Below are 13,656 nucleotides of genomic sequence, written 5' to 3'. Positions count from 1 at the left end.
CGGGGCGACTCGGCCCCGCCGAGCGGCCAGCCCCCGCCGCTCAGCGCGCCAGGAGGTCGACCAGAGTCTCGGTCAACCGCGGAGCGATCTCACCGGTCCGCACTCCGGCGCGCACCACGGAAAGGCTCTCGCCGCCGACCGCCATGCGACCCAGCTCGTAGGTCTGGCTGCGGCCGGCCCGATCGACGATCTCGACCGATAGCGCGCTCTCCATCACGGCGCCAGAGTCCACCTCGAGCCAGCGGCGCACCCGCGGTGCCAGAATGCTCTCCACCTGCAGTGCGAACTCGCGATCCTCGCCGCTCGCCCCCGCGCGGCTCCACAGGCCCTGTTGCGGGTCGCGGCGCCAGGTCGCGCTGCGCTCGTCGCCGGCGAGCTCGATCGTGGCCTGGTTCAGCTCGTCCAACCGAAACACGTAGGCGCTGAGCAGGGAGCTCTGGTCCGTCGTGGCGAGTCCGTCCAGGTCCACGGTCACCAGGCCCCACAGGTCTTCGCCGTCGCGCCGCACCAAACGCCCCTCGAGACCGCGGTACTCGATGCGCGGCCCCACGTCGGCGCCGATCTCCTCGCCGCCCTCGAGCCGCACGGAGACGCGGCCGGTGACGGGTTGCTCGCGCTGCTCGGGCTCGGTCAGGAACGCCGCCACCTCCGCGCTCAGGACTTCACCCAACAGGTCGGCCACCGCGCCCTCGTCCGCGCGCCGGGGCTCGTCGCCCGTCGCCGCGGAGTCCGCGACGGTCCAACCGAGGTTGTCGCGCTCCAGGCCGACCTCGGCACCGTCAACTCGTAGCTCGAGCCCGAAGACCCCGGTGGCGAGCACGTTGATCACGTCGTAATCCAGGAGCTGGTCCACGGGCGCCGAGAGGATGCGCACATCCACCGGGTTCAACTCGTAGACGACCGGGCGCCCCTCGACCAACGCGGTCCAACGCCGGTCCGCAGGGTCGGCCCCGGGGTCGGGCATCACGCCGAACAGAACCCGCTGGCGGACGCCATCGCGCAGCTCGACCTCGATCGTGAAGGCCGGCGGCTCGAGGCCGAATGGCCGCAGGTCGCTGGTGTCGTCGGCCAGGAAGCGTCGCGCCCGTGCGCCGGCAATGGCCAGACGCAGGGGCTCGACCGCCGAGGGATGCAGCCGCGCGCGGTAGGGCGCGGTGGCGTAGAACTGGTTCGCGGCCAACTCGAAGTCCAGGTCGAGCTCACCGGCGAAGGCGGGATCGAAGGAGCCGTCCATCTCCGGCAGACTTCCGCGCCGGCGGAAGACGATCACGTCGCGCGAACTGGCCTGGAGTAGCCGCCGCTCACGCCACTCCACCAGGGGCAGGTCGACCGCCGTCAACAGGGCGCGGGGCACGCGGTAGACGGCGTCCGCCAGCTCGTCGTCGGCGCCCCCTGCGCGGATCGTGGCAAAGACTTGGGCGCCGTCGAAGTCGGTCTCGCCCAGTTGGATCGATCGACTGCGCGTGCTCCCGTCGGCCAGGGACTCGATCACCTCGATCTCGACCACGCCCGGATCCAGTCCGACCGCGTCGGGCGTCATCAGGGGCGCCAGCTCCGCTCGGCTGCGGGTGACCAGGTCGAGCAGGTGCTTCACCGGCCCGGGGTCCGCCGCGAAGCTCACCGGCGCGATCAGGGACCAGCTCCCCGACGGGCCCCGCTCCAGCTCCAGGGTCAGCTCGCGATCGGTGAAGTCCACGCGCAGGCCCACGACGCGCGAGGACTCGAGCCCCGAGAACAGGGGGCGATCCAACTGCGCGATCGGATCCGTCTCCTGCCCGTCACCGCCCCACCAGGCTAGGGCGCCGAGCGCGAGGACAACCAGGAGCAGGGCGAGCGTCGTACGGAGGTGCATCGGTTCTTGGTAGCGGAGACAGCGGGACCGGCGGTCCTCAGCGGCGGCGACGCCAGGCCACGAAACAGCCCAGGGCCAGGCACAGGCCCGGCAATCCGAACAGGGCCACCTTCGAGAGGACCGGGAAGGCCGTACCGCGTCGCGTGTCGATGCGCGCCTCGAATGGGTCGCGCTCGGCCACGCGGATGCGCAGGTCGCGGTCGACCAGCCAGTTGAAGGCGTTGCGCGCGAAGTCGAGGTTGATCGTCACGAACTCGTCGTCGAAGGCGCTGGCAGCCCCCACGGCGACGATGCGTGCATCGTCGTCCGCGGCGCCGAGCCCCCCATCGACCGCGCTGGATCCGTCGACGCTGATCTGCGCTGCCAAGGCCAGGTGAGCGGGCGAGCGATCCTCGCGCTTGGGCTCGTAGATGAAGTTCCAACGGCCGAAGTCGTCCGGCAGGTCGCGCCAGGCGTTCTCGGGCGTCTGCACCAGGTCCAACAGCACGGCGCCCGCCGGCGCGGGCAAGCGCTCGAAGCTGCGCGAGCGCCACAGGCGCAGGCGGCGGCCACGCTCGCGCAGGGGCGCGGTGATCGGGTGGCCGTTCGACAGTCGATCCTCGGACACGTCCAACAGGGCGCACTGCTCGAAGCCGGACTCGAGGCTGCCCGAGAGGGGATTGCGGACCGGGGCATTGACGATGCCGCGCTGGATGCCCATGCCGTAGCGCGCGAGCAGCTCCGAGAGGGCGTCGTCGCGCATGAACAGGCCGTCGTCCACGGCGACCATCAGGCCGCCACCGCGCTCCACGAACGCCGCCACCGCGTCGGCGTGGTTGGCGGGATAGGGCTGGTCCGGTCCGATGATCGCGAGCACGTCGCAGTCGGCCGGCACGCCTCCGTCGCGCAGGGGGTCCCAGGTGCCCACGTCGAAGCCTTCGCCGCGTAGCTCGGCGCCCAGCAACGAGGCCGCGCGCAGGGTCTGACGCTCGGCCGCGGGGACCGGGTCGATGCCGTACTCGCCGTGGCCGGTGGCGAAGAGCACGCGCGGGCTGCGCTCGCTCAAGAGCCGCGCCAGGGCCTCGTCGAAGGCCTCTTCGCCGCGGTAGGAGGCCACCGAGGGCGCGCGGTAGCTACGCGGGTTCGGGTCGCCCGGATCGAAGGTGGCGAGGTCGGTGTCCACGCCCAAAACGGCGCGCCGCTCGCCGATCGAGATCACCATGACCTGGATCACGGAGACGCCGAGTTCGCGCATGCGCTCGTCGGCCGCGGCTCGGCCCTCGCGCGAGTAGAGGTCGTGGTCGGTGACGTCCAGGGAGCCGGGGACCGCCTCGCCGGCCACGAAGAGCAGCTCGCGCGTGCGCTGCTGCACCTCGGCCAGGGGCGGGCCGAGGGCGCCGGTCTGGGCGCGGAAGAAGAGGTCGACCTGGACCTCCTCCTCGAGCGACTCGAGCAGGGCCACGGTCTGGGAGTCGAGGCTGTTGCGCCCGCTCTCGGTCAGGTCGACGCGGGCTCGAAAGCGCGGCTGCTCGGCCAGGCCGATGACGAGCACCGCAGCCGCAATCGACAGCAGCACCGCGAAGGCGACCTGGATCGAGAGCGACGCGCGGGTCCAGCGGGTGAAGGTGCGGGCGACCATCAGCTCCACCTCCGCGTCTCGAGCAGGCGCACGGTGGCGAACAGGAGCGCGCCGGTCCAGGCCAGGAAGAACACCAGGTGGCCCGTGTCGAGGGCGCCGACCATGAAGGACGATTGGAAGCGGGTCATCACGTCGACCTTGGCCACGGCGGCCTCGAGCAGGTCCTCGGAGACCACGCCGACGAGCACGCGCTTGAGCAGCGGCAGCAAGAGGAAGCCGATGTTCAGCAGGAAGGCCAGGAAGGCGGCCAGGGCCGGGGTCGAGGTGAGGGTGCTGGCGAACAGGCCGAGGGCGCAGAAGAAGGCCGAGAGCAGCACGCTACCGGCGTAGGCCGTGAGCAGCTGGCCCCAGTCGGGCGAGGTCCCGAGCAGGTCGATCACCAGGCCGTAGAGCGGCACCGAAGACCACAGCACGGCGAAGAAGAACGTCGCGGCGAGCAGCTTGCCGGCGACCACCGCGGCGTCGGTCACGGGCGCGGTCAAGAGGAACTCGAGCACGCCGTTGCGCGATTCCTCGCTGATCATCCGCATGGTGATCAGGGGCGCCAGCACGCACAGCACGCCCCAGAAGGGCAGGGCCTGGCCCAGGGAGAGCAGCATCGCCTCGGTCACGTCGCCCTCGGTGGCCTGCACGTAGTAGGTGAACAGGTAGCCGTTGAAGAGCAGCGCCAGGAACAACAGCACCCAGGCCAGGGGCTGGAAGAACAGGCCCGACAACTCGCGCCGGAAGATCGCGACGGCGCCGCTCACCCCTCACCCCCGACGTCGCGGTTGGGGTCGTCCTCGGAGGGCGCCGGTCGTCCGAAGTTCTCGAAGGGATTGAGGGTCGGACCCGCGGGCTTGGGCGGCGCGGCGGGCGCGGACTGTCCGAAGTTCTCGAAGGGGTTGAGGGTCGGCGCCGCGGGCTTCTTGGCGGCGGCCGCATCCACGGGTGCATCCAGTGGACGCTCGGCGCCGCCGGCGAAGGGATCGAGGTTGTAGACCAGCTTGACCGGCTCGTCGGCGGCGGGCGCGGTCACCACCGGCCGGTCGCTCGGCAGTTGTGCCTCCTTGTCGAGGCCCAGGGCGATGCGCGCGAAGAGCTGCTCGAGGGTCGGCTGGCGCCAGGACAACTCGCGGATGGCCCAGCCCTTGGCCGCCGACAGGGCCCCCACGTCCTCGCGCAGGTCCTCGGAGCCGTAGACGTCGAACTGGTGGTGGATGCCCAGGCGCCCGTCGTCTTCCACTCGACTCACGCCGGGCAGGGACTCCAGGATCTCGCGCGCAACGGCGGCGTCACCGACCACGGCTTCGAAGCGCACGTGGCCCCCTCCGCCCAGCTCGGAGACCAGGCGCTCGGGCGTGCCGTCGGCGGCGATGCGACCCTCGGCCAGGATGATCACCCGCGGACAGACGGCCTCGACCTCGGCCAGGATGTGCGAGGACAAGAGCACCGTGTGCTGGGCTGCCAAGTCCCGGATTAGCGCGCGCACCTCGAGCCGCTGGATCGGGTCCAGGCCGCTGGTGGGCTCGTCGAGGATCAGCACGTCCGGATTCGGCAGCAGCGCCACGGCCAGGCCCGCCCGTTGACGCAGCCCGCGGGACAGGTCGCCGATGCGCGAGCGGCGGCGGTCTGTCAGGCCGACCTGCTCGAGCACCTCGCCGCAGCGGCGCTTGGCGTCGGCCTTCGACATGCGGTGCAGCCGCGCCTGGAACAGCAACATCTCCTCGACCCGATACTCGCGGTACAGGGGCACGTTCTCGGGCAGGTAGCCCAGCCGGCGACGCACCTGCATCGACTCGCGCAGCACGTCGAAGCCCCCCACCCGGATCGTCCCGCGGGTCGCCGGGAGGTAGCCGGTGAGCATCCGCATGGTGGTCGTCTTGCCGGCGCCGTTGGGGCCCAGGAAGCCGACCACCTCGCCCTGCTCCAGGCGGAACGAGATGTCGTCGACCGCCGTGTGGGCACCGAAGGTCTTGGTCAGGTCGCGTGCGTCGATCAAGGGGGGCTCGAGTGGCGCTGGGAGGAGATACGGAGGGACCCACACAGCGTTGGCCGGCGGGAAGGGAGCCGGGGAGGGTACCGGGATGCCGAGCGGGGTCTCAACGCTGATCGCCGTCGCCTCGGATCGGTCGCGGTCACTAGGCGCCGTCGGGGCGCGGGCAACTGGCGGAGCGGCGGCCCCAAGTGGGCCTGGAACCCTGTTCGGACAGAGTTCAGGGGTTTCCTGGCGCGATCCGCGTCGGCCCACGCCGTTGGAATTGACGGCTGGCAGGCCGCTGGCGAGAGCAGAGGGTCCCATCCCCGCTTGCCGCCGGCCGCCGGCGATCTAGGCTCGGACTCGGCCCGGTCCTCGAATCCGCCTTTCCGGATCTCCGAGCCAACTTCCCGCAGGCCAATAGGAGGCCCCATGACCACCCTCTCCCCCGCCCGCGCCGGCGCACTGTTGCTCGCCGCCGGAACCCTCACCTCGATCGCGTCCGCCCAGTGCCAGGTGCGAACGATCACGCCGCCCGCCGGAGCCGCCGAAGGGGGCTTCGGTCTGCGCATCGCGGCCAGCGCCGACCGCTTCGCGGTCTCCTCCTACGTCGAGGTACCCGGCTCCCAGGGGACCGAGGGAATCGTCCACCTCTTCCGCGACCAGGGTGCCGCCGGCTGGCAGCTGAGCCAGTCGGTGACCATGCCGTCGGCCCCCGGCCTGCGCTTCTTCGGCGAGAAGTTGGGCTTCGGTGGCGACGTCCTGGCCGTGCTCACGCGCAACGAACCTGGGGCGGTAGGGCCCACCGGGCTTCCCGTCTCCAGTTCGATCTTCGTCTTCGAGCGCCAAGGCAGCGACTTCGTCCTGTCCCAACAGCTCGACACCGGCGTCGTCAGCGACGCCCTCGGCTTCAACGCGGTCCATGCCGTCGATGCCAACGACGCGACGATCGTCGCGGGCTACTCCGACCTGGGCCTGGGCTGGGCCGGTGGCGCCGTCGCCACCTATGAGCGCAGCGGCAGCCTGTGGATTTCCGGTCCGACCATCTCCGCCCCGGCCGGCTTCGGCAACGCCAACTTCGGCGGCGACGTGGACCTGGACGGCAACCAACTGCTGGTCGCCCAGTGGCCCGGATTCGTTCACCACTACGAGCGCTCCGCCGGCACCTGGCAGTACACCCAGACTTTCGCGACGTCAGCCTGCAGCCAGAACTCGGGGGTGATGGACGTCGCCCTCGCCGGGAACCAGGCGTTCGTCAGCGTCTACGAGACGCCAGCGGACTGCCCCAGCCACATCGAGATCTTCGAGCGACCCGCGGCGGGCCTGCCCTTCGCGGCCAGCCAGACCCTGCTGTCGCCGGTGACCGATCCGCAGCTGCGTTGGGGTCAGAAGATGGTCGCCGAGCCCAACCGACTGGTCGTGGGTAGTCCGTCCAACGACACCAGCGCGCCCTTCACCCACAGTGAGGTCCACGTCTACGACCGCGGGCCGTCGGGCTGGGTCGCCGGTGCGCTGCTGACGCCGTCCTGGCCGGCCAACAACCACACGGGCGCGGCGAGATCCCTGGCATTGGTCGGCAACACGGTGGTCAACGGAGCCTACTCCGACAACTCGGTCGGCGTCGCCGCCGGTTCGGTCAGCCTCTGGTCGATCGACGGCAGCGGCTGCCCCAGCCTCGCGGGGGTGCCCGACGCGCGCTCCATCGGCTACGTCAACGATGTGCCGGGCTACGCGCCGGCCGGGCGTCAGGACCTCGTGCTCGATGCCGGCCAGGCCCACGCGGGAGAGCTGTATCTGGTGCTGGGCTCGGTGACCGGCACGGCGCCGGGGATCAACCTGGACGGACAAGTGCTGCCCCTGGTATTCGACGCTTGGACGGCCTTCACCCTGTCCTCGCCGAACAGCGGCCCGCTCCAGTCGACCTTCGGAGTCCTGGACAGCCAGGGCCGCGCCCTGGCGGCGATCCAGCTGGCAGCGCCCCTCGACGGCGCCCTCGCCGGGCTCACTCTGCACCACGCCTTCGTGACCCTCGGCACGGTCCCGCTGCCGACGGTGACGTTCGCGAGTGAAGCAGCGCCCCTGAGCCTGTTGCCCTGACTTGGCGCGCAGCGGAGCCGGGATGCGTGCGCTCGACTCGCGCCACCCGACTCCGTTGCGGCACGGCAACTGCTCCATCCAGCAAGTCCTCGGCTGAACCATGAACTGGCGAACGGTAGGTGGAGCATCGGCCCTGGCGGCGTTGTCGCTGCTCGGCTGGCTCCTGTTCGACTGCGGGGACCCCGTCGACCCGGCCGGCGACGCCACCGTCGCCGTGCCGCAGACCGACCCGAGAAGGGACACCGTCGAGGCGCGGCCACCCGTCGAGACCGTCGGTGAGCGGCGCGAGGTCGCCCCCCCGATCGAGGGCCAGGTCGACCCGAACGAGAATGGCACCCCGGTGTTCAGCGCTCTCGACGGGCCCGGTGCCCGGGTGACGGGCCGGCTGGTCGAGCACGACGGTCGGCCGGTGCCGGGCGCCATTCTGCGCGTGAGGTCTCAACCCGACCCCGCGTCGTCGTTCCTCTACCTCCTCGGGGCGGATGAGTCGCGGCCCGCTGCGGGCGCCTTCGACGCCGTCGTGACCGATGGCGATGGCCTGTTCGACCTGCGTTTCGCCGAGGACACGGCGCGGGCCGGGTTCGGGCACGGGCTCACCGTCGTCACCGCCGACGGTCGCTGGGAGTCCCTCGAGCTGCCCCGCGTGGGCAGCGGAGATCGTGTCGACGACCTCATCCTGCGCCTTCCCGCCGCGCGCCGGCTCGACATCGACGTGCCCGACGTGGATCTGCAACGGCTGACGCAAGACCGCTACGTCGACTTCGACCGCGACCGAAGCTGGTCCTGGGACGTGTATCGCGACCACGGGCTCGTCGGCGCGACGGGGCACGTCGTCGACGGCGAGGGCCGGATCACCGCGTTGACTGCCGTCCAGACCGGCGGCCGCAGGCTGACCGCCTGGCTCGATCCCGAGGGCTCGGCGCCGCTCGAGGTCGAGCTGACCATTCCGGGGCGCGAGCTGGCGTCGGCTCCCGTGACCCGCGCCGGCGTCGACGCCTTTCATGCGCGCTTGTCTGCGCCGCCCCAGCGCGAACTCACGCTGCGGGTGCGTTCCGCCGTCGCAGGCCATCGCGAGGGTGAGGTCCGGCTCGAGGTGCGGGGCAACCAAGAGCCGAGCCTGTCGCGCGAGCACTACGACTGGGCCGCTCACCTGAGAGTTCGGCTCGAGGAGCTGCCCCGCGAAGTCGTCGTGGCCCTGGGCAGCCGGTCGATCGACCTGTTGGAGGTGGTCCTGATGGAGCCCGACGGATCCGAGCAGCTCTTGGCAAGCTGCGAACCCGAGCTCGACCCTCGCCCCCTGTCGGTGGAGATCCCCGCCGTCGGGGCCTGGCCGCCGCCCGATCCACGCACCACGGCGCGACAACCCTCGTGCTTCGACCTCTCGCCCGAGACCGTCACCGTCGCGGGGACCGCGATCGACGCGGTGAGTGGCGAGCCCCTGGCCGGGGTCGTGCTGGTGCGCTCCGGTCTCGGCGGTCCGCTCACGATCGAGCGGCCCGCCAGTGCGCCCAGCGACGGTCGCGGTCGGACCCTGGCCGGGGGCCTGCCGCCGCACGTGGCCACGACCGTGGGCTTCGACCTGCCCGGCTACCGCCTTGAGACCGTCGAGGTCCCGCCCCTCGCCGCGGGCAGTCGCTACGACCTGGGTCACGTTGCGCTCGAGCCCGAGCCGCCGAGCCACCGGCTGCGGGTCCTCGGACCCGACGGCGAGCCGGTCGCAGGGATCGCCGTCGCCCTCGGGCAGTTGACCCGCGAGACCGACGTTGAGGGTCGCGTCGGCTTCCCGAGCCGGCCGCCCTACGACACGAGCTTCGTCACCGTGGGCCGTGAGCCCGGTTGGCGGTTCGCCCCGCCCACGGGCCCGGACGAGGTGACCCTGCGCCTGACCCAGGTCCGTTCGGTCGAGCTGCGCATCGAGGGCGGCGTGGGTCGCCCCTTCCAACTGATCGACGTGGATCTGCGTAAGGCGGGTGTCGACTGGCTGCCGGACCTGGGCTTCTTCGGTGCGCCCCTGGAGGACGCGCCTCGCCGCGATGCGTGGTTCTTGCTCGACCTGCCCGCAGGGCGCTACCGACTCGGCGGGCCCGTGAGCGGCACGGATGCCTTCGAGTTCACCGTCGAGCCCGGCACAGGGCGCCAGGTCGTGGATGCGTCGACCGGCGGCTGAGCTCCGAGGCAGGCGCTTCGCGCGCAGATCTCCGGTCGCCGGGGGCCTGGACCCCACCGGGCGGGCCCGCTCGCCCGACTGGTGGGGTTCGACGCCGCTCGACTGAACCGCGCACTCCCCGGGCCGTTGGGTCCGATCCATGGTGACTCAATCAGGACCCATCTCGCGGCTGATCGCCTGCTGCGCCGCGTCCACGCTGATCTCGAGCCTGGCTGCGGGGGTCGTCGTCCTCGCGGCACCTGGTGCCGGGGACCTCGATCCGGCCCGGTCCCCGCTCGACCCGCTGCCGCAGACGTCGACGACTGCGGTCGACCCGCTGCCGCAGCTTTCGCCTTGGGAAGGAGAAGGCGCGGTCTTGAGCGGGATCCTGCTCGACTCGGATGGCAGTCCCCTGGTGGACGCCCTGGTGGTCGTGACCCCCAGGCGGGTCGACCTCGAGACCGGCGCGCTCCTCCCCGGCGAGCTCAGCTACCGAGGCGCGGCACGCTCCCGACCGCGCACGCGGACCGGCGAGGACGGCCGTTTCGAGCTGACCATCCCGACCGACCTCGCCCGCTGGGCCTTCGGACAGATCCTGAGCGTCTACACGCGCGACAACCGGGACGAGCTGGTCCCCATGCCCCGGGTTCTCGAGGGTGAGCGCTGCGACGGGACGATCCTGCGGTTGCGGCCGAGGCGTCGGATCGACCTGCACGTGGCGCTCGAGCGCAGCTTCGCGTCCCTCGCCGAGCATCGCTGCGTGGATCCGACCCGGGATCGCGACGTGCCCTACCAGCGCGAGGGTGTCGGAGCCGCCCTGCGTTGGCTCGGTGAGGACGGAGCCTGGCGTGCGGCGTGGGCTCAGCACGTGGACGGCGACCGCATGACCGCCTGGCAGGAGGTCGACGAGCCTCGCCTTCGAGAGGTCGAGCTAGACCTGGTGGGACATGCACCCACCCGCGCGAGCGTGCAATCCGTCGCTGACGGACTCGAGGTCGCTCACCTCGCCCCCAGGCCCCTCGCCAGCGTGACCTTGGACCTGAGCGCGGTCCATTCCACGAGTGGATCCAACCCAGTGGACCTGAGGGTCCGTGCGAAGCGCGCCGAAGGGAGCCTGGCCGAGCAGTGGTCGGTGGGCCTTCCCGTGGTGAGCGCCGAGTTGCCCTACGACGTGACGGTCGTGGTCGGCGACGAGCCTCCGCCTTGGATCGACGTCGGCTACGGCGAGCGCAACGTGATCAGCGGATTCGACCCGCGCACCGATGGTCGCCACGGCGTCGCCCTGCTTCCGTCCTACGTCTGCAGATACTACGGACACGTCCGGTTGGTGAATCCGTTCAACTTGGCCCCAGACGGAGTCATCGCCGTCGCGACAGTCGTCGATTCCCGAACCGGCGCCCCCCTGCCCGAAGCCCTCGCCGAGCGCGCCACTGAGGGTGGCAAACTCGAGGCGGCGCAACCCGCCGGTGCGCCGACGGACCGCGCAGGACGGCTCGTGCTTGGCGGCCTGCCCATCGGAACACCGACCGAGATCGCCTTGCACCTCGAGGGCTACGAGTCCGTCGTCGTCACCGTGCCCGCCGGTCAGCCGGGCGATCGGCTGCAACTGCCGCCGATCGCGCTCGAACCCCTGGAAGCCGCGACCGAGCGCTGAGCCCAGCGTCGGGCCTCAGACCTGGTCGACCAGGCGCACGCTGACGCCGCGATCCTCCGCCGGCGGCTCCCACGCGGCCGGGTCGACCTCGGTCTGCTCGCCCGTGCGGATGTCACGCACCGCGTGCGCTCCGTCGGCGCCGGTGGGGAACCACACGAAGGGGATGCCCTTCTTGTCGGCATAGGCGATCTGCTTGCCGTACTTGAGCGGCCGGTCGAAGACCTCCGTCGCGATCCCGCGCGCGCGCAGGGCCACGGCCACGGCGTCGGCGGCGCTGCGCGCTTCGGGGGCGTCGAGGGCCACGAGCACCGTCGTCGGCGTGGCGCGGCTCGCCACCAACCGTTTCTCCGAGAACAGCCGCCCGAGGATGCGCGTGACGCCGATCGACAGACCGACGCCCGGCAGCTTCTCGTTGGAGCCCATGGAGGCCAGGTTGTCGTAGCGGCCGCCGCTGCAGACCGAGCCCATGTCCTCGTAGCCGCGCATCTGGCCCTCGCAGACCATGCCGGTGTAGTAGTTCAATCCGCGCGCGATCGAGAGGTCGCACAGGACCGCGCCCTCGGGCAGGTCGGCCAGGTTCTCGAGCAGGGTCGAGAGCTCTTCCAGACCCTCGTCGAGGGTCGCGTTCGCGAGGCCCATGGCGCGCACCGCCTCGAGGGCCGCCGGGGTTGTGCCGCGCACCTTGGCGATCGACAGCACCGAGCGCGCCTGGTCCTCGCTCGCACCAAGCTCCTTGACGAGGAGCTTCGCGACCTCGTCGGGGCCGACCTTGTCGAGCTTGTCGACCAGCCGCAACACCTCGTCGAGCTCGCGGAAGCCAAGCGCCTCGTAGGCCCCTTGCAGCAGCTTGCGGTTGTTGACCCGCAGGGTGACCGGGGGAATCGGCAGGCTCGCGAGGACGTTGTGGAGCGTGCGCAGCACCTCCGCGTCGTACTCCACGGCCAGGTTCTCCGAGGCGATCACGTCGATGTCCGCCTGGATGAACTCGCGGTAGCGCCCCAGGGCCGGCCGCTCGCCGCGCCAGACCTTCTGGATCTGGTAGCGCCGCAGGGGCAGGGGCAGGTTGCCGCGGTTCTGGGCCACGTAGCGCGCGAAGGGCACGGTCAGGTCGAAGTGCAGCCCGAACTCGGCCGGCTCGTCGCCCTTGGCGTGCAGGCGCTTGAGGACGTAGACCTCCTGGCTGGTCTCGCCCTTGGAGAGCAACACGTCGAGGGGCTCGACGGCGCGGGTCTCCAGGGGCGTGAAACCGTGCAGCTCGAACTGCCGGCGCACCTGGTCCAGCACGTGGTTCTCGACGAGCTGCTGCTCGGGGGTCCACTCGGGGAACCCGCTGATCGCTCGGATCTTGGCCATGGGCCGCAGAGGTTACCGATTCGAGCCGACGCTCCCCAGCCCCGGCGCGAAGCCCCGACCGGCGATCCCCAGGCCCCGGTCAGCGCGTGAACAGCACCCAGGGCAGCGCGACCGCCGTCATCAGGACGAAGGTCCCGACCGCGTGCAGGAAGGCCACGAGGGTCCCCCGCCAGATCGCCGTCCACCAGCCGACCGCGTGCACCCGCCTCACCGCCCAGATGAACCAGACCAGGGCGACGAGGCGCTGCAAGGGCAGCATGCCCTCGACTCCCATCAGGACCAGGGGGAAGGTCGCGACGGCGATCAGGAACTTGAGGCCCTCGAGGTAGAGCACCAAGACCAGCTCCTCGGCCAGGTCCAGACCCTGGCGACGGAACATCTGCTTCAGGATCAGGGCGCGCAGGGGCAGGCTGAGGTACAGGAACAGGTCCAAGTGCCGGGTCAGGAAGGCCCGCAGCTCGACGGCGACCTCGTTCGTCGCACCGATCGTGATGCCGCTCGACTCCATGGGATCGAAGTCGAGCAGGCGCCCGAGGACCAGCCACAGGGCCAGGCACATCAGGGCGAAGCGCGCGGGACGGACGTAGCGCACCCGGCGACCGCGCAGGAAGTCGAGCACCAGGCCGCCCGGATCCCGCAGCAGCCCGCGCACCGTCAAGGCGACGCGCGACTCCCAGCCGAACATGCCCCCGAGCAGGTCGCCCACGATCTGGCGGGCTCGCAGCCGCGCGTAGACGTTGTCCTGGCCGCACACCTGGCAGAAGCGATCGAGCCGCGGGGCTCCGCAGTTGGGGCAGGTCGCGTCGGAGGGGACTTCGGTCATGTGGGGGCGTCGGCGCGGCGCCGGGGCAGGGCAGCGACTATAGCCCCTGGGCCTGCCCCACCGCCTCCGGGCCAGGCCAGCGACCCTTTCGACTCTCTGGGCGGTAACGGCGGGTCCCCACCGACCAGGGTAGTTTGGCAGTCGGCGGCTCGAGCG

Annotated in this window: 9 protein-coding genes; 3 read left to right on the top strand and 6 right to left on the bottom strand. The window is 71.3% G+C overall.

The genetic code is table 11. The features are described 5' to 3' along the window. Positions 1-40 precede the first annotated feature (40 nt). Genes Pla133_RS11210 through Pla133_RS11195 form a run of 4 tightly spaced genes read right to left on the bottom strand, consistent with a single transcriptional unit; the run spans position 41 to position 5,451 of the window. The gene (locus tag Pla133_RS11210) at positions 41-1,852 is read right to left on the bottom strand and encodes a DUF4340 domain-containing protein (RefSeq protein ID WP_145065198.1); all 1,812 of its coding nucleotides are present in this window, start codon (positions 1,850-1,852) and stop codon (positions 41-43) included. A 37-nt stretch (positions 1,853-1,889) separates the two neighbouring features. Then, positions 1,890-3,470, bottom strand: coding sequence for a GldG family protein (locus Pla133_RS11205; protein WP_145065196.1), 1,581 nt, complete (start codon positions 3,468-3,470; stop codon positions 1,890-1,892). Then, positions 3,470-4,219 (bottom strand): ABC transporter permease, encoded by a 750-nt coding sequence (locus tag Pla133_RS11200; RefSeq protein ID WP_145065194.1) that lies wholly within the window; start codon positions 4,217-4,219, stop codon positions 3,470-3,472. Before Pla133_RS11200 ends, Pla133_RS11205 begins: the two co-directional genes overlap by 1 nt. Continuing rightward, positions 4,216-5,451: an ABC transporter ATP-binding protein gene (locus Pla133_RS11195; RefSeq protein WP_419192374.1), complete on the bottom strand. Its 1,236-nt coding sequence runs from the start codon at positions 5,449-5,451 to the stop codon at positions 4,216-4,218. The genes Pla133_RS11200 and Pla133_RS11195 overlap by 4 nt, the downstream gene beginning before the upstream one ends. Before the next feature lie 408 nt (positions 5,452-5,859). On the opposite strand from Pla133_RS11195, the gene Pla133_RS11190 reads away from it, so the two are divergent. From Pla133_RS11190 to Pla133_RS11180, 3 genes are all read left to right on the top strand, one after another. After that, entirely contained in the window at positions 5,860-7,524 is a 1,665-nt protein-coding gene (locus tag Pla133_RS11190; protein WP_145065190.1) for a hypothetical protein, read from the top strand. A 100-nt stretch (positions 7,525-7,624) separates the two neighbouring features. Beyond that, entirely contained in the window at positions 7,625-9,691 is a 2,067-nt protein-coding gene (locus Pla133_RS11185; protein ID WP_145065188.1) for a hypothetical protein, read from the top strand. A 139-nt stretch (positions 9,692-9,830) separates the two neighbouring features. Then, complete coding sequence (locus Pla133_RS11180; protein WP_145065186.1) at positions 9,831-11,324, top strand: hypothetical protein; 1,494 nt, start codon at positions 9,831-9,833, stop codon at positions 11,322-11,324. Positions 11,325-11,339: 15 nt separating this feature from the next. Here the strand turns inward: Pla133_RS11180 and hisS are convergent, their stop codons facing one another. Next, the gene (gene hisS / locus Pla133_RS11175; RefSeq protein ID WP_145065184.1) at positions 11,340-12,677 is read right to left on the bottom strand and encodes a histidine--tRNA ligase; all 1,338 of its coding nucleotides are present in this window, start codon (positions 12,675-12,677) and stop codon (positions 11,340-11,342) included. Between the two features lie 79 nt (positions 12,678-12,756). Next, complete coding sequence (locus Pla133_RS11170) at positions 12,757-13,500, bottom strand: DUF3667 domain-containing protein (protein WP_145065182.1); 744 nt, start codon at positions 13,498-13,500, stop codon at positions 12,757-12,759. Positions 13,501-13,656 lie beyond the last annotated feature (156 nt).

The sequence above is a fragment of the Engelhardtia mirabilis genome (assembly GCF_007748095.1).
GTDB lineage: Bacteria > Planctomycetota > UBA1135 > UBA1135.
The sequence above is the reverse complement of the archived record's forward strand: the minus strand, read 5'-3'. Positions and strand labels throughout refer to the sequence as shown.

Excerpts from the sequence above, each read along its gene's own strand:
- hisS (WP_145065184.1), bottom strand. The coding sequence starts at position 12,677 with ATGGCCAAGATCCGAGCGATCAGCGGGTTCCCCGAGTGGACCCCCGAG.
- Pla133_RS11180 (WP_145065186.1), top strand. The coding sequence starts at position 9,831 with ATGGTGACTCAATCAGGACCCATCTCGCGGCTGATCGCCTGCTGCGCC.
- Pla133_RS11210 (WP_145065198.1), bottom strand. The coding sequence starts at position 1,852 with ATGCACCTCCGTACGACGCTCGCCCTGCTCCTGGTTGTCCTCGCGCTC.
- Pla133_RS11205 (WP_145065196.1), bottom strand. The coding sequence starts at position 3,470 with ATGGTCGCCCGCACCTTCACCCGCTGGACCCGCGCGTCGCTCTCGATC.
- Pla133_RS11185 (WP_145065188.1), top strand. The coding sequence starts at position 7,625 with ATGAACTGGCGAACGGTAGGTGGAGCATCGGCCCTGGCGGCGTTGTCG.
- Pla133_RS11170 (WP_145065182.1), bottom strand. The coding sequence starts at position 13,500 with ATGACCGAAGTCCCCTCCGACGCGACCTGCCCCAACTGCGGAGCCCCG.
- Pla133_RS11190 (WP_145065190.1), top strand. The coding sequence starts at position 5,860 with ATGACCACCCTCTCCCCCGCCCGCGCCGGCGCACTGTTGCTCGCCGCC.